The sequence below is a fragment of the Bartonella sp. AA74HLJMH genome (assembly GCF_042197045.1).
Classification (GTDB): Bacteria; Pseudomonadota; Alphaproteobacteria; order Rhizobiales; family Rhizobiaceae; genus Bartonella.
Genome location: NZ_JBHIRJ010000001.1, coordinates 138,056 through 155,471, shown reverse-complemented (window position 1 = coordinate 155,471; position 17,416 = coordinate 138,056). Strand labels below are relative to the sequence as shown.

Genomic DNA, 17,416 nt, shown 5'->3' with positions numbered 1-17,416 from the left:
CTCAATGTCTTTTCCAAAAATTTAAAGCAATCACTACCCTATTGTACATGCCAATGCGAAACCAATACCCCAGAAGAGAAAGACATCCCCCCATAGCCATCATGAATGCCCCTAACCAAATACATATTACATAAGGCTTCCACCATACGTGCACAACGAGACCCCGATTATCAATATGTCCCGGTACAATATATAGCTGTGATAAGCCATGATTTTTAAGACCAACTTCTGTTGTTGATGTATTTTGGCTTGAATAAAATCGCTTTGAGGCTGTTACATTACCTACAATGTTTTTATTTTCATATATTTTAAAATAAAACTCCATTGTCGAATAATTCGAACCAACACCATCATACACTGCATCAAAATGAAGCGTTTTATCCGCTATCGTCACCCTATCCCCTACGTTCATGATTAAAATACGTTCTTGCCCAAAACTTGCCACGCAAACAATACCAAATAATGTAACGCCTAATCCCATATGTGCTATTGCTGCACCAAAAGTAGACCATGGCAATCCAAGAAATCTCTTAACGCGTACTGAAAAAGCTCTCTTACCATATCCACTCTTTCCCCATAGATCCGCTAAACTGCCTAAAAAAACAAACGCTGAAAGCCCAATCCCTAAAACTGCAAAAATATCACGCACAGATGTCGCATAAAATATTATAAAACAGACGATACCAACCAATACAAAAACAAACCACAACCGTTCAAAAACTGCAAGAAAATCACCGCGTTTCCATGCCATCATTGTCCCAAACGGAACAAACAACAACAGCAAAACCATTAGCGGTCCACAGGTAAGGTTAAAAAAAGCAGCCCCTACAGAAATTTTTTGCCCTGTTAATATCTCAATAAAATAAGGATAAAGCGTACCAATCAATACTGTTGCTGTTATTGTTGTCAGTAACAAGTTATTTAAAACAATAAACCCTTCACGTGAAATTGGTTGAAAAAATCTTTCTGTTTTTAAAATAGGGGTACGCAAAGCAAAAAGAAGAAAAGCAGCTCCCGTAAAAAAAAATAAAAGAGCAAGAATTGCTTGCCCGCGTGCTGGATCAACAGCAAAACTATGAACAGAAACTAAAAGCCCAGAACGCACAAGAAAAGTTCCCATCAGAGAAAGGGAAAAAGTAAGAAGCGCTAAAAACAGAGTCCAACTTTTCAATATTTCTCGTTTTTCGAGAACAAGAGCAGAATGTAAAAGAGCCGTTCCTGAAAGCCACGGCATAAACGAAACATTTTCAACAGGATCCCAAAACCAATACCCCCCCCATCCTAGCTCATAATAAGCCCAATAAGAGCCAACCATAATACCCAATGTCAAAAAACACCAAGAAAGTAAAAGCCACGGACGAATCCCACGCGCCCAAATTCTATCAACATGTCCCATAATCAATGCCGCAACGGCAAAAGAAAAACAAAGTGAAAAACCGACATAACCTAAATAAAGTAGCGGTGGATGAATTGCTAATGCGATATCTTGTAAAAGAGGATTGAGACCATTTCCCTGCAATGCTGGTGGATTCACGCGTAAAAATGGATTGGATACAAAAAGAATAAATAAAAGAAAAGCAGTTGTAATCCAACTTTGGCAAATTAAAACAAGCGTCTTAAAATCTTCTGGCAAATGTTGGCTAAAAAAAGCCATCAATGCGCTAAAAAAAGCAAGACTTAAAACCCATAACAACATAGAGCCTTCGTGGTTGCCCCAAACACCTGTAATTTTATAGAGCATCGGTTTTTCTGAATGAGAATTCTCAACAACGTTCAAAACAGAAAAATCAGATACGACATAAGCATAAATTATCACTAAAAAAGATAAAAGCAGTAATGTAAAAGTGATATATGTTAGAGGAACAACTGTTTGCATTAACAAACGCTCTCTCCACCAAAAACCTAAAGCAGGTAAAAATGCCCCTAATAAGCTTACTGAAAATGCTGCAGCTAAAAAAATATGACCCAGTTCGACAAGCACAATCGAATTATTTCTCCATAATGTAATGTTTTTTCAAACGATCAGCTGTTTCTTTAGGCATATAAGTTTCATCATGTTTTGCTAAAATACGCATCCCTATAAAAAAGCCCTGTTTATCGAAATGCCCTTCTACGATCACCCCCTGACCTTCACGAAAAAGATCCGGTAAGGCACCATTGAAAACTACTTTTTCATGTTTTTTGTTATCCGTTACAAAAAAAACAACGCCTCTCTCTCCAACATATTGAACAGTTCCCTTTTCAACAAAGCCACCCAAACGCAAAGGGCGCTCCGTTAAAATATCTTCTCTTGTAATTTCAGAGGGCATTCTAAAAAAACTGACCGCATGACGCATTGCATACACTATGAGACTTGCTGCAATTGTCATAACCAAACAACATAATAATATGATCAGTAAGCGCTTTTTTTTTCGCTGCTCTAAAATAACCTTCCATGAGGCAGAATTCTTTAAAGATTGACTGTTCATAGACACTCTGCGAAAAAATTTACGTTATAATTAAGTATCAATATTTTATTTTTTAAAAGCTTTGCACATCTTCTACATAGGTGCAAGATTTCTTTTCTTTGTATGCTCACTCGATAAATCACGTAACTGAATTATCATTTTTTTAACACGTGATTGTCCTGAAAAATTTTCAGGCATTGTGTCAAGAAAGCTTTGTAAAAATTGCACTGCCTGCGCAGTTTTTCCTGCTTGATGCAATGCATCAGCCAACAATAAACGTGGATAAAAATCTGTTGGCGCTAAATCTGCTGCTTTTTGAAAAGCATTTTGCGCTTCTTGCGTTATCACTCCCCCTTCATAACCAACCAATGCTAAACCGTATCCTACAAGCCTTGGAGCTGTTTCTCCATTCAAACGAAGTGCATCTAAATAAGTATTCACTGCTTCTTGAAAAAGGCTTTCTTCGAGATACCCTACCGCTAACGCATCTGCTAGCTTGCCATCATGAGGTGCACGGAAAAAAAGCACTTGTAAACGAATAAGCTTTTCTTGCTTACTAAGAGTTTGAGGATCCTTATCCATTAATTCGCTAAAAAAATAACTTTTCACTTCTGGATTGCCTGTCAGCCCATAAATATTCCATGTCATAAGGAGAACAAACAAGATACTTAAAGCCTTAAGAATATTTCTTTTTTTATAATGCATATAAAGCTTGTTAAACTCAATCATACGCTTATGGCTTCTATAACCACCCACGGTTTGAACTTTCCATTCTTTTTTTATCTCATCGTCAAAACGTAGTGAAAGAAAAAGAACACTTGCCAGAAAAATCAGAAAAAATGCTGCAAAAATCAATAAGAGCATATCGTTTTTTTCCAATACGAACAGAGAATAACTCGCTTACATTTTATCCTCTTCATGAGAAAAGTGATGTGAATTAATAAAAATTCATTTTTTCATGGAGAATATTATAAAATCTATTATATATATCAATTAAACAAAGAAACTAAAAACAATGTTTCCCTACTCTTTGATGTATTATCTGAAAATACTGCTTTACAAACTTTATAGACATTTCTTGCTTAAGGAGAAAATATGTTATTCTCCCATCTTAGGTAATAAAACTTTTGCATACAACCCACCCAAATCAGAACGTGATAAAAAGAGATTGCCACCATATTCACTGACCATATCTGAAACAATTGCTAACCCTAAGCCTGACCCTAGTTTACTTTCATTAAACCGCCGCCCTCTTTTTAATGCTTCATCAATTTTGTCTTCTGTTAAACCAGGACCATCATCTTCTACAAAGATACTAAAATATTCTGTTTCTTCAGCATTTTCTTCTAAACAACAAGAGATCAAAACCTTTGCGCGAGACCACTGAGTAGCATTTTCAATCAAATTCCCTATAATTTCTTCTAAATCTTCCTTCTCTCCAGAAAAAACAATATCATCAACATCCATAATAAATTGAATTTGTTTTTCAGGATTAAGCTTTTTCATAACCCGTACCAAGCGTTCAAGCACACTGCGAACAGACGTATGATAGACAACACTATCGCATTGTGCTGCAATCCGCGCACGCTGAAGATAATGATTGATTTGAGCTTGCATTATTTGCGTTTGCTCTCTCAACAAACTAGCCTTTTCTCCGCGCATCTTATCTGTCTCATTCATAATCACGGATAGAGGCGTCTTCAATGAATGCGCGAGATTACCAACCTGTGTGCGAAATCGCTCGATAATACGCTGATTATTATTAATGAGAGCATTCATCTCTTGTACAAGCGGCATCACTTCGCTTACTAAATCCGTATTCACATAATGAACTCTTCCTTCGCGAATATCATTCAATGCACGTCGAATAAGCTTCAACGGTTGAAAACTAAAGAAAATAATAGCAATATTAATAAGAACACTCCCGATACCGAAACTCCAAAGAAAAATTTGCAAAGTTCGCTTAAATTCCTTTACCTGGGCATGAGCTTCATCGATATTCCCAACAAGCCGAAAACGTGCAATATGATTTTTATTATCAAGAACAACATCACTCTCAATCACTTGTAGCTTTTGACCATTGTTCCCCGTTATCCGATAAGAGCGAAAGAATTTATTGTCAAAAGGTATATCAACATCACTTGGTGTAAATATCTCGCCTGTTCCCAATGAGGGGGATGTCAATCTTCCTTTTAAATTATGGGATATCGCAACAACTTCCCAATACCATCCTGTTGTTGGATCAGAATAACGAATATCATCAATCCCAGCCCCTCCTATCAAAGTACCTTCCGATGACACCGTCACTGTTGCAATAAGACTGTAGAGTTGAGCAGAAAGGATACGCTCTAGGCTTTGTTCAGTCGAACGCTTATAAAATAAAATACTTACTGCAGAAATCGATAAAAGAGAAATAACAACCCATAATGTTGATAAGATCATAACACGTAAACTGAGAGATCGAGTAATTACAAAAAAGAACCTCCTATACCAATTATTCTCTTCAAAAACATTCATTAATCACCTCGCGTTCTCACGCGATATCCCATTCCTCGAATAGTTTCAATCAAATTCACTCCAAGCTTTTTCCGTAACCGACCTACAAAGACTTCCACCGTATTCGAGTCCTTATCAAAATCCTGATCATAAAGATGTTCTGTAAGCTCTGTTCTTGAAATGACCCTGTCACAATGATGCATGAGATACGAAAGCAGTCTGAATTCATAAGATGTTAGTTTAATCAATTGACCATCTACAAAAACACGAGACGTCTTTGTATCCAACAAAACATTTCCGCAACATAATGCACTTGTCGCATGTCCCGTAGTGCGACGAATTAATGCTCGCAAGCGCGCCATCACTTCCTCCAAATGAAATGGCTTCACAACATAATCGTCAGCTCCAGCATCAATACCTTGCACCTTATCAGACCAACGGTCTCGCGCCGTTAGCATTAAAACAGGCATGGAGAGCCCTTCTTGACGCCACTTTTCAACAACACTAATACCATCAATCTGCGGTAAACCTATATCAAGTATCACCGCGTCGTAAGACTCTGTGCTCCCTAAAAAATAAGCCTCTTCACCATCGAAAGCACTATCGGAAACATATCCTGCACGTCTTACAGCTTCTGCTAATTGATGGTGAAGATTCCGATCATCTTCAACGATTAAGATACGCATCACAACACCATCTGCCAAAAACTAATCAGCAGGAACAAAAAATTCAACACGACGTAACTTTTCACCATTACGGGCTGGTACAACAACCACAATTGCACACATGTTCTTTCCATCCTGAACAACCGGTTTTGAACGGACGAGAACCCCGCTCTCTTGTGCGGCAGCCTTCTTACCTACTTCAGCACACCCAGAAGCTAGAACAGAATCTGCTCCTAAAAAAGCTGCTATTATTACGAACAAGATTTTTTTTTCATCATAAATATTTCAATAACCCATCTCTTCTCTTCCTTGATAAAGGATAAAAGAAATAATGGTTTTTTTTAGTCGATTAAAAAATCACAAATGAAAACAATTTATCCTCTATCTTACAGAAGAACATATTAACATTACTCCAAATTTTTAAAAAATCAAAAAAATATTTTTAATAATGAGAATAAAATTTATTCAATAAAATAATAAAATATTAATATACTATCTTACAAAAAATGCATAATTCTAAAACAAATTCTTTCTCTGTTAGAACTATAGAAAAAAAATACTTCTACTCCATATAATTATTGTAGATTTGTTTGGTTGTATTGCTTTGCCATAGGCTCTCTTTAAATGTTTGATTTTTTTAAAAAAAAGAAAGGGCAACACCGTAAGCCATTTCATAGTCCTGCTCTCATTGAATTAGACGCACGATTAGACACAGCGCTTTATCACATTCGTTCTGCTAACAGTTTTTTCTGGAAAAAGGCAAAAATCGTCTCACAAAATTTTCATCTTCAAGGATGGAAACGTTTTATCGTTGAAGTTCTCGATGAAATACTGACATTAGGGTTGTTGGGATTTACTCTTTTCACTATTTTGGGCATTTCTGTTTTTGAACTGACCAAAACAGATTGGTCTTCTCCTAAAAACTTTTCCATTCTTTTTCTAGATCGCTATGGAAATTCCATTGGGCACCGTGGTGCACTGCCGGCAATCTCTGTCCCCGTTGAAGAAATGCCTGACACTGTCATTAAAGCGGTTCTCGCTACAGAAGACCGTCGTTTTTTTGATCATTGGGGCATTGATTTTCAAGGACTTACACGGGCAATTTCACAAAATATGCAAGCTAAAGGTGTGGTTCAAGGTGGTTCAACTCTCACACAACAATTGGCTAAAAATTTATTTTTAACAAACGAAAGAACCATAACACGTAAAATTAAAGAAGCTTATCTTGCTCTTTGGCTAGAAGCAAATTTTAGCAAAAAACAGATTTTGCAACTCTATCTTGACCGAGCCTATATGGGAGGAAACAATTTTGGTATTGCCGCAGCGGCAAAATTTTATTTTGGAAAAAACATACGTCATGTCTCTTTAAGTGAATCTGCTATGTTAGCAGGACTCTTTAAAGCTCCAACAAAATATGCTCCTCATAGTCATCTCTTTGCAGCTCAAACACGTGCCAATATCGTCCTTTCTAATCTTGTTAATAGTGGCTTTATGACGAAGAGCCAAATTATCAATGCGCATCGCCACCCTGCTAAGGCACTTCCCCAAAGAGAAAATAATCAGCCAGATTATTTTCTTGATTGGGCATTCGAGGAAGTCAAAAAAATGCGTAATCAACTTCCAAGCCATAGTTTAATTATTCAAACGACCCTTGATCCGAATATTCAAAAAGCAGCAGAAGAATCAATTGCATATCATTTACATCAGTATGGTCAACAATATCGCGTAACACAAGCTTCCACTGTTATACTCGATAATAACGGTGCCGTATGCGCAATTGTTGGAGGACAAGATTATAAAAAGAGCCAATTTAACAGAGCAACACAAGGCGGACGGCAAACTGGTTCTTCATTCAAACCTTATGTTTACGCAACCGCACTGGAACACGGACTGTCTCCCTCGACAATCGTTTTAGATGCTCCTATCAATTGGGGAGGTTGGACACCAAAAAATAATTCTGGCCGTTATTTGGGGAAAATTGATTTAGCAACAGCTTTAGCTTTTTCTATTAATACAGTCCCTGTGTATCTCACCTATCAATATCTTCACCGCGATACCCAACCTATCATAGATCTCATCAAGAATATGGGGATTAACGCGCATATTTTATCACACAAAACGATGGTTCTGGGCACTTCCAACATGACCCCCATGGATCAAGCAACTGGCTTTAATGTCTTTGCGAATGGCGGGATAGCTGGTAATCGTCATGGGTTTACGCAAATCAAAACAATTGATGGTCGTGTCGTGTGGGATTTCGAACATAACGGAAAAAAACTACACCGAGTTCTGAGTGAACAATCAACAGCTTATATGAACCAAATGATGGTGGGTGTCACGACACGAGGATCTGGTAAGCGTGCTGCTCTACCCATGACTCTCGTCGCTGGGAAAACTGGAACATCACAATCTTATCGTGATGCTTGGTTTGTTGGCTTTACAGGCAATTATACAGGAGCGGTATGGATGGGAAATGATAACTTTTCACCGATGAATCGTGCTTTTGGGGGTGGCGTTCCTGCCATGATATGGCATCGCATCATGCTTGCTGCACATCAAAATATCATGCTCAAACAGCTCTATGGTGTTAAAGATTCTCTCCTTCCTTATCAGCCCCCAGTACTTTCTTCCCATGCAGATTCTGAAGTTCCTCCTCCAATACCCTCTACGCTTTCTCCTGAAACATTGAATATTGTGCGATTGATTAACAAAGATCTGAAAAAAACATCTGTAATTTCTTTGAAAATGAAAACAACTGGAGATTCAACATTTTGAATTCAAGATATTCACTGATGTTTTTTAATATCACCATTTTCTTTTTTATCTTCGCTTTTTCCATTTTATGTGGAACACTGAGTGTCGATTATGTGCTCAATTCCTTTCCTCATTTTGGACTCTTTAGAATTGGAAAATGGAGTGCTTATCCACAAATGGGAACAGCCAATATGGATCCTTATACCCGCGCCCGCACCGCTAAACAAGGCATTGTTTCACTCGGACGAACTGAAGGTATTCAATTCCAGATTTGGCAAGATAACCAAGGGCGTCCACTTCATCATCACTGTCATTATTTACTCAAAGGCACCATCCCTGAAACCCGTCTTTTTACCCTTTATACAGCTGACAAATCCCTAAAACCTTATACTTCATCCAAAGAAATACCTTTTGAACTCCACACTGACAATATTATCTATGAGCATGATGGCTCATTGCGCATCAATATTTCACCCACACCGCAAGCCGGCAATTGGCTTGCAACAGTTAGTCAAAAAGAATTCGGGCTTATTCTTACCTTATACGATACCTCAATCATCTCTGCAACGGCATTACAAAAGCTTACAATGCCATCAATAGAACAAATCCCATCAGGACAAATAAATTGTGACTAGATTCATTTATATCGCACTTCTTGCAATCATTGGCGCTATTATCGTTCATATTTGCGTTCTCTTTCTGATCCCCTATTGGGCACAAGATAATATATGGACAGCACTTAAAAAATCCGGAGCCTCTTATCAATTTGTTGCTTTTACTCCCGATAATCCTATTCAACAATCTGCTGATCCACTCTTTCTTCTTAGAGTCTGCAGATTTAATCTTGAAAATGGGCCTATTCATTTAAAAGCTTTGAAAACACGACAATTTTGGTCACTAGCAGCCTACACACACAACGGAATTATTTTCTATAGCCTTAATGACCGAACAGCCCCTGATGCGACACTCGATCTTATCATTGGAAAACCAATACAAATCATAGAACTCAAAAAATCAAAACCTAAAAAAAATACCAATTCAGTTTTGGTTGCTAAAAATTTGAATGAAGGGTTTGTTATTTTACGTACTTTTGTCCCTTCTTCCCTTGCGAAAAAAGAAAGTGAAGCTTTTCTTTCATCTGCAACCTGCCGCATATTTTATGAATAAAAACGGACTAAACTCTCATTTGTACAACACCTTCCTTTCTATAAAATACATGAAGCCTATCAAAATGGTTATCTTTTTTCTCTATTAATCAAATATTCGAATTCAGATTTATCTGATTGTAGATCCCTAAATTTTTTATTGAGATAGAATGAAATCTCTATTGCACATCATCATATCCTATTTGATTACGCATTATCTGACAGAAAAAACTCCCAGCAATCAGAAGAGAAAATCAAGAGTAAAGTTCTAGAAAAATATGCCGCTAACAACCGTAAAACTTGTTATTTGAGTTTACTTCTTTTTATTTACAAACATTCCCATAAAGTTCGCATCAATAACATGATAAACTATAGAAGAAATACTGATTACCTTCAATGAAGTGCTAAAATAACCGCTGGAAACTTATAAGACATTATGCATCCTTGACCTCAAAAATAAGTGCTTTATTTTTGTTTTATGAGCATAAGCTTTTTGTAAGATATGCACTCTGAAAAAACTTGGCTTATAGTTTACAATTGAGGGGAAAAACTTCATGAAGAAGAGATATGTTCGGTTCATTTCAAGAGCAGCAGTATGGTCCCCTCGATTTGGTGGATTGTCGTTCTTTGTTTTATTATTTTCATTCATTTTACAACGTTTTTCCGTCATTAACGTAACTGATTTCATAATTTTGATAGGTATCTCTACTGGCTGTGTGATTATTTCTCTTTTTCTTGCTGTAAAAGCACTTTACAGCTTATGGGTCTATGGAGCCCTAGGAGGAATGAAAGCTTTAAAAGGAATCATTTATTCACTCATAACTGCTACACCATTGATGTTATTTTTTGGACTTTGGTTTACCTTACCGGATCTTTACGATATTTCTACCGACACACAAAGCCCGCCAGCTTTTTTTCGCACAATACGTCCCAGCGATGCTTTACCGCTCAAAATTGTTTTGACTGAACAAGCAACATTACAGATGTCACAATGGCCAGAAATATCGGGGCGCCGTTATGATGGCTCACCTGATCGTATTCGCGAATCCGTTCTCAATGTTTTAGCAGCCTATGATTGGCCTGTTGTGGCTCAAAGAAAGTTTAAAGGTGAAGAGAATGAATTGTATATTGAAACAATGGCAAAAACTTTTTACCTTGGCTTTATTTCAGATATTGTTATTCGTTTAACTGATGAAGGGGATACAACTTTTGTTGATATGCGTTCTGCTTCTCGTTATTTACCAAGAGATTTGGGGACAAATGCTGCTTTTATTATCGATTTTATGGATGCACTTGATACAGAAATCGCCTCACTTCCTCTTTCTGAAGATAATGAGTAGAGGTTAGAAGTATAGTAAGTTACATTTACTAAATTAGCTTATTTCAAAAATAAATTTTGAGACGTGCAGAAACGCACAAAACATTTATCGTCTCTCGACGGCCATAAGCATTACTGACAAGTTCTTTAAACACCCAAAAGCAACTTATAGCCTCTTTTTAGCGCGTGACATATAGATAAAATATTTGAATTCAAATTCTAAACTTAAATACTATAATTGATTTTACATATATTTTTTATGCTCAGAAATCTCATCATAAAAGTAGGAAAGAAGACTTCTCTAATAAGGAAATTAAGCATTTCTTACAGGCGCATTTTTCCAATGAAAATAGAAAAATACACCCTCATCAAGAAAGATGAAATACATTTATCATAAAATATGATGCATATATAATATAGTTACAGAAAAAATTAACAATAAAATACACATAAATTCATCTGTATTTTACAATAAATGATTATTTCAATTTTATAAAGAAATTTCATAATAATAAAAAAAATATATATTATTACAAATAATAGAAACTTATTTAAATGAAAATAATTTTTTATCAAACATAACTTAAATATAAATACTAATATATAATATATTTAAACGCAACATAAATAAAACAAAACGCCAAAAATAACCCACTAAATGTCTTAATTGCTTCCTTTATACTATTTTTCCAACTGTCATCACTTTATCTATAACTTAATAAAAATATAAAAACAAATATTGAAAATAAAATATCAAAAACATTATTATATAAAGATAATAAATAATCATTTTTCATATAAATAACGTATACAAATAAAAACTGTTATAGAAAGTAATATAACAAATATAATGAACAAAAATGTGCTTAACAACATTTTTTTCACAATTTCTTTGTTACTATAACCTTTAAATTTATACCGTAAAAACATTGCATAGAAAAATATAAAGAAAGCACATGTAGAAGATAATAATTCTGCAATAATACGAATAATATCACTCATAAAAAATAAAATTTACAAATTAATATATAATTATAAATTAATAATGAATAATCATTGTTCATAGAAATAACGTATATAAATAAAAAATGTTATAGAAAATAATATAACGAACAAAAATATTCTTAACAAAATTTTTTTCCAAATTTCTTTTTTACTATAACCTTTAGATTTATAATATGAAAACAATGTATAGAAAAATATAAATAAAGCACCTATAGAAAATAATAATTCTACAATAATACTAATAATCTCATTCATAAAAAAAATCCAAATTAAATATATAATTTTGTAAAATTATGCACCTAAACCTTCCTGTCAAGTTTGTAGACACATAATTATGCCTACAAGCTTGTGCATTGCTTTACCGCTCAAAAGTGTTTTGACTGAACAAACAACATTACAGATGTCACAATGGCCAGAAATATCGGGGCGCCGTTATGATGGATCACCTGACCGTATTCGCGAATCCGTTCTCAATGTTTTAGCTGCGTATGATTGGCCAGTTGTGGCTCAAAAAAAGTTTAAAGGTGAAGAAGATGCGCTTTATATTGAAACAATGGCAAAAACTTTTTACCTTGGCTTTATTTCAGATATTGTTATTCGTTTAACTGGTGAAGGGGATACAACTTTTGTTGATATGCGTTCTGCTTCTCGTTATTCGCCAAGAGATTTGGGGACTAATGCTGTTTTTATTATCGATTTTATGGATGCGCTTGATACAGAAATCTCGTCACTTCCTCTTTCTCAAGATGATGAGTAGAAACTTGTACTTACTTCCAACAGAAAAATCCCTACCAACCTGTCATTTGTTTGCACTATTATTACTTATTACTGAAAGTGCTTTTACTCTTTCAGGACAAAGCTTTTAAACGAAAATATCTCAATCCTAACTTATTTCATAACAAAAATATTGTTTTGTCTCTCATTTGATGTTTTTATTTAAAATATTTTAAGTATTAATATATATTAACTATTAATATACTATGTATTAAACAATAAAAATGATTTATTTTATTAAAAAGTAAATTTATAATATTTGACAAATAATAACAAATTAACTAATAGGTAAGTATTGTAATTAAAATTTAAATTGTTTATTTTTCTTACTTCTAAGCGGGGAGAACATGCGGAGCTTATAAGGGAGGAACAGCTATGTCTAAAAAATCTTTACTCTCCTGTACAGCTATCGCAGCAATTATGCTTTTTGGCAAAAATCTCAACGTACATGCTGAATCTCTTGAAGTTGATAAAGGAGAAGTAAAAAACGTATCAAACAAGACTTATGAATATATTCAAACAACAAATGGTGGAAAAGTCATCGGTAAAAACTTAACACTGACCGGAGGTCATCCAATAAACAACGATTTGGATGCTGTAGTCCTTAGAACCCAATCTTCAATTGAGTTATGGGATACAACCATTAAAAGTGCAAACGATACTCAGCTGCATAGTGGTGTTGGAATATGGCATGGTAGTACATTTAAGATGATAGGAGGTGTTATTGCAGCCGATTATGGCGTTATATCAGACACTGATGACAGTGGCACAACGATATTGGAAAACGTGAAATTATCAAGCGGTAAAGACAACACTTCGATGAGCAAAGGAATCTCCGCTAGAAAAGGCATAATTACTTTAAAAAATGTAACCGTTAATGAAGCAGATTTATCCGTAGCAGCATCTTCTGATGCACATGTGATAATATCTGTCAGTTCCTTTGGCGGTGAGGTACAAGCTAAACAATGCAGTACCATTACTTTAAACGATAATGTCACAGTAACATCTAAAAATGATGGACTCCATGCAGATGGTGAACAATCTAAAATCACAATGACTGGAGGAACTGTAAAGGGGAAAAAAAGTGCTCTGTTGACAGAAAATGGCGGATATATTGATGTCGCCGATATCACTCTCACCGCATATAACAAAGGAACAGGCGCAAAATCCACTGGTCCTAACAGCATGATTGATTTGCATAATAATGCAACCATTAAAGAGACTGTTATTGGACTTGAAACAAACGACAATGGTGTCATTCAAATGACAGGAGGATCTATTGAAATCACAGAAGGCGAAGCAGTAGGTGCATTATTCCTTGACACCGCAAGCAAAAAAAACACGCTGAAAGATGTGAAAATATCAAGTGGAAAAGATGGCTTTCTTATGGAGAAAGGAATCTCCGCTATAAAAGGCATAATTACTTTAAATAATGTAACCGTCACAAAAGCAAAACGCAGCATCTATGCAGATAACAAATCTCAAGTAATGGTTTCTAGTGGATCTTTTGAGGCAAAAGAAGATGCAATCAATGCTCAAAGTGGTAGTACCATTACTTTGGACAATGAGGCTAAAATCACATCATCTGAGGGTGATGGCCTCCATGCAATTGGTGAGCAATCAAAAATTTTTATGACAGGGGGAACTGTTACCGGTAGCAATAGTGTATTATATACAAAAGCTGGTGGATATATTAATGTTAAAGACGTTGCTCTCACAGCAAATGGAAAAGGAACAAAATTCGGCGCATTTGCAAGAGGTTCCAACACCATTGAATTGAATGGAAACACAACAATTAAAAATGCTAAGATCGGTGTTAAAGCCCAAAGTGATAATGCGACAATCAAGATGACAGGAGGATCTATTGAGGTCACAAAAGGCGAAGCAGTAGGTGCATTATTCCTTGACACCGCAAGCAAAAAAAACACGCTGAAAGATGTGAAAATATCAAGTGGAAAAGATGGCTTTCTTATGGAGAAAGGAATCTCCGCTATAAAAGGCATAATTACTTTAAATAATGTAACCGTCACAAAAGCAAAACGCAGCATCTATGCAGATAACAAATCTCAAGTAATGGTTTCTAGTGGATCTTTTGAGGCAAAAGAAGATGCAATCAATGCTCAAAGTGGTAGTACCATTACTTTGGACAATGAGGCTAAAATCACATCATCTGAGGGTGATGGCCTCCATGCAATTGGTGAGCAATCAAAAATTTTTATGACAGGGGGAACTGTTACCGGTAGCAATAGTGTATTATATACAAAAGCTGGTGGATATATTAATGTTAAAGACGTTGCTCTCACAGCAAATGGAAAAGGAACAAAATTCGGCGCATTTGCAAGAGGTTCCAACACCATTGAATTGAATGGAAACACAACAATTAAAAATGCTAAGATCGGTGTTAAAGCCCAAAGTGATAATGCGACAATCAAGATGACAGGAGGATCTATTGAGGTCACAAGAGGTGAAGCAGTAGGTGCATTATTCCTTGAAACCACAAGCAAAGAAAACACGCTGAAAGATGTGAAAATATCAAGCGGTAAAGATGGCTTTCTTATGGAGAAAGGAATAAGTGCTGACAAAGGAAGCATGGTTTCTTTAAATAATGTAACCGTTAAGAATGCAGAAAAAGCTCTCTTGGCTAATGATAATTCCCAAATAACAGTAATGGGCGGAGGTTCCTTTGGTGGAGAAGTACAAACTCTGCAAGGTAGCACAATTACTTTAAATGATAATGTCACAGTAACATCTAAAAATTACGGACTCCATGTAGATGGTGAAGAAGCCAAAATCACAATGACGGGAGGGAGTGTAAGTGCAAAAGGAGCAGCATTTGTCGTAAAAGATGGCGGACATATTGATGTCACAGATATTTCTGCAAAAGCACAGCGCAATGGGATACGCTTTGATAACTCAAAAAACGATCAAACTTTAGAAATAAACCTGACCAATACAAACCTTCTCATCAAAGATGGAACGGGTATTGTTGCCAACAATTCATCAAATGGTAAACTCAACCTCAAAGATTCAGAAATCAGAGCCGATAGGTTATTCATAGGGATAATCCATGATACACCAAAACCTAATCAAATCTTTTCACTCTCCGCAGACCGTTCTGTCTTACAAGGTGGTGTAAGAAATGACGAAAATGGACAAACAAGCTTTGATCTCAAAAACAATACAACATGATTTGTGAACACCAGCACAAAAGAAAAAGATGATGCGGGCAAGTTACTTGATATCACTCAAAAATCACGTTCTGATGTTTCTGCACTCAACCTCAATGACAGCAAAATTGTTTTTGAAAAGCCAGTAGAAAACCATTATCACACATTACATATCGGTTCTGGTAAAAAAGATACTCCAGAGATCTATAACGCTTCTGGAAACGCAGAAATCCACTTTAACATGGCATGGAACGATGGGGTTGCTGTAGATGATCAAAAAACCGATCGCGTTCTCATTCATGGCGATGCATCAGGTACAACAACAGTTTATATCAAGAGTGATGTAGGGGATAAAAACAGTGTAGAAAATGCTGCGGCCCCCTCGAATACAGGCGGTATTTCCCTTATCCAAGTCTCTGGAAAAGCGATGGAAGACTCCTTCAAATTAGCCAATGGTTATATCACAAGAGATGGTTTGCCTTATAAATACACACTAACTGCTTATGGACCAGAATCACGCCATGGCACAGCCAATATTGAGCAAAACCTCTTTGATGAAAAAAATGAAAACTTCTGGGATTTTCGCTTGCATAAAGCATTTCTTGACTCCGGTGGCGGTAGCGGTTCCGGTGGCTCTGTCCCTGGTCCACATGTGGAAGCTGTCGTACCGCAAGTGGCAAGCTATATCGTGATGCCTAACGCTCTCTTCTACGCTGGTTTTACCGACATTACTAAGCAAAGCAAATTGTTAGCTGATATCCGTACAACACAAAATTATTCTTTCTTCTTTTCACCCTATGGTAGCAATGCTACCTTAACCTCTGAGCGTGGTCCCTTCAAATATGGCTATGGCGCTGATATTCGCTATGCTGCCGTACAAGCAGGTGGTGCATTAGCTGCAATGGAAAGCCAAAATATCACCATGCATTTTGGACTTATGGGAACCTATGGGAAACTCTCTTTCACACCTAAGGATATGGAGGGTGCAGACAAAAGCACACTCAATAAATGGGCGGTTACAGCTTATGGCAGTATACAACACAACAATGGCTTATATGTCGATGTCCTAACTTCCTATGGCATGATCGATGGAAATATCACTACGGCTGATATCAAGAATGCCGCAAACTTGAAGGGTGCCAAAACCTTGAGCGCTTTGGTTACCATTGGAAAAGAATTTGCTACAGGAATGGCAGGGATAGAGTTTGAGCCACAAGCACAAATTGTTTATCAACAATTGTCGTTTGACACCATGAAAGATGCTGATAATCTAGAAATTGATATGAAAAATCCTTCCCAATGGTTGGTTCGGATTGGCGGACGTTTAACTAAAACTGTTTCTGCCGAAAGTGATTATCCCTTTTCTTTTTATGGAAAAGTGAACTTTCTTAAAACCTTTAGTGATGATGGGAAAATACAGATTGGTAAGGAATTTGACCTTGATCCTGCCGGAACTGCCATTGAAGGCGGTTTGGGCATCAATGCACAACTCTCCCACAATATCGTACTTCATGGTGATGTTAGTTACCAACAAAAGCTACAAAAAACGGGTATAACAGGAGCGAGCTTTTCTAGTGGAATACGTTATCAGTTCTAAGAAAATGCTGTAAAGTGAGCGTTATTTTCCCATTTGCTTGCATAAAAA

At 36.2% G+C, this 17,416-nt stretch carries 10 protein-coding genes and 2 pseudogenes; 6 read left to right on the top strand and 6 right to left on the bottom strand.

Going from position 1 to position 17,416, the window contains the following annotated elements:
* Nucleotide 1: 1 nt before the first annotated feature.
* From ACFINH_RS00615 to ACFINH_RS00590, 6 genes are all read right to left on the bottom strand, one after another.
* Nucleotides 2–1,981 carry a heme lyase CcmF/NrfE family subunit gene (locus ACFINH_RS00615; RefSeq protein WP_375612996.1) on the bottom strand — a complete coding sequence of 660 codons (1,980 nt, stop codon included), beginning with the start codon at nt 1,979–1,981 and terminating at the stop codon, nt 2–4.
* A 7-nt stretch (nt 1,982–1,988) separates the two neighbouring features.
* Complete coding sequence (gene ccmE / locus ACFINH_RS00610; protein WP_375611160.1) at nt 1,989–2,468, bottom strand: cytochrome c maturation protein CcmE; 480 nt, start codon at nt 2,466–2,468, stop codon at nt 1,989–1,991.
* Between the two features lie 72 nt (nt 2,469–2,540).
* Nucleotides 2,541–3,311: a tetratricopeptide repeat protein gene (locus tag ACFINH_RS00605; protein WP_375612997.1), complete on the bottom strand. Its 771-nt coding sequence runs from the start codon at nt 3,309–3,311 to the stop codon at nt 2,541–2,543.
* Nucleotides 3,312–3,545: 234 nt separating this feature from the next.
* Entirely contained in the window at nt 3,546–4,964 is a 1,419-nt protein-coding gene (locus ACFINH_RS00600) for an ATP-binding protein (RefSeq protein ID WP_375611158.1), read from the bottom strand.
* Entirely contained in the window at nt 4,964–5,629 is a 666-nt protein-coding gene (locus ACFINH_RS00595) for a response regulator transcription factor (protein WP_375631805.1), read from the bottom strand. The genes ACFINH_RS00600 and ACFINH_RS00595 overlap by 1 nt, the downstream gene beginning before the upstream one ends.
* 21 nt (nt 5,630–5,650) lie before the next feature.
* A complete protein-coding gene (locus ACFINH_RS00590; protein ID WP_375631803.1) occupies nt 5,651–5,860 on the bottom strand; it encodes a hypothetical protein in 210 nt (69 codons plus the stop codon).
* 372 nt (nt 5,861–6,232) lie between these two features.
* Between ACFINH_RS00590 and ACFINH_RS00585 the strand changes: the two genes are divergently transcribed.
* The 6 genes and pseudogenes from ACFINH_RS00585 (at nt 6,233) to ACFINH_RS10445 (ending at nt 17,368) form a co-directional block, all read left to right on the top strand.
* Nucleotides 6,233–8,383 (top strand): transglycosylase domain-containing protein, encoded by a 2,151-nt coding sequence (locus tag ACFINH_RS00585; protein ID WP_375631624.1) that lies wholly within the window; start codon nt 6,233–6,235, stop codon nt 8,381–8,383.
* A 17-nt stretch (nt 8,384–8,400) separates the two neighbouring features.
* Nucleotides 8,401–8,997 carry a DUF1214 domain-containing protein gene (locus tag ACFINH_RS00580; RefSeq protein WP_375631622.1) on the top strand — a complete coding sequence of 199 codons (597 nt, stop codon included), beginning with the start codon at nt 8,401–8,403 and terminating at the stop codon, nt 8,995–8,997.
* Nucleotides 8,990–9,529 carry a hypothetical protein gene (locus ACFINH_RS00575; protein ID WP_375631620.1) on the top strand — a complete coding sequence of 180 codons (540 nt, stop codon included), beginning with the start codon at nt 8,990–8,992 and terminating at the stop codon, nt 9,527–9,529. Before ACFINH_RS00580 ends, ACFINH_RS00575 begins: the two co-directional genes overlap by 8 nt.
* Before the next feature lie 532 nt (nt 9,530–10,061).
* A complete protein-coding gene (locus ACFINH_RS00570; RefSeq protein ID WP_375631618.1) occupies nt 10,062–10,847 on the top strand; it encodes a DUF1499 domain-containing protein in 786 nt (261 codons plus the stop codon).
* Nucleotides 10,848–12,185: 1,338 nt separating this feature from the next.
* A pseudogene (locus ACFINH_RS00565) lies at nt 12,186–12,587 on the top strand (DUF1499 domain-containing protein); the annotation flags it as partial.
* Nucleotides 12,588–14,575: 1,988 nt separating this feature from the next.
* Nucleotides 14,576–17,368, top strand: a pseudogene (locus ACFINH_RS10445) (autotransporter outer membrane beta-barrel domain-containing protein).
* The last annotated feature ends 48 nt before the right edge of the window (nt 17,369–17,416 follow it).

What these genes read in the sequence shown, in the direction of transcription:
- ACFINH_RS00580 (WP_375631622.1), top strand. Translation starts at nt 8,401, where the DNA reads ATGTTTTTTAATATCACCATTTTCTTTTTTATCTTCGCTTTTTCCATT.
- ccmE (WP_375611160.1), bottom strand. Translation starts at nt 2,468, where the DNA reads ATGAACAGTCAATCTTTAAAGAATTCTGCCTCATGGAAGGTTATTTTA.
- ACFINH_RS00600 (WP_375611158.1), bottom strand. Translation starts at nt 4,964, where the DNA reads ATGAATGTTTTTGAAGAGAATAATTGGTATAGGAGGTTCTTTTTTGTA.
- ACFINH_RS00605 (WP_375612997.1), bottom strand. Translation starts at nt 3,311, where the DNA reads ATGCTCTTATTGATTTTTGCAGCATTTTTTCTGATTTTTCTGGCAAGT.
- ACFINH_RS00595 (WP_375631805.1), bottom strand. Translation starts at nt 5,629, where the DNA reads ATGCGTATCTTAATCGTTGAAGATGATCGGAATCTTCACCATCAATTA.
- ACFINH_RS00585 (WP_375631624.1), top strand. Translation starts at nt 6,233, where the DNA reads ATGTTTGATTTTTTTAAAAAAAAGAAAGGGCAACACCGTAAGCCATTT.
- ACFINH_RS00570 (WP_375631618.1), top strand. Translation starts at nt 10,062, where the DNA reads ATGAAGAAGAGATATGTTCGGTTCATTTCAAGAGCAGCAGTATGGTCC.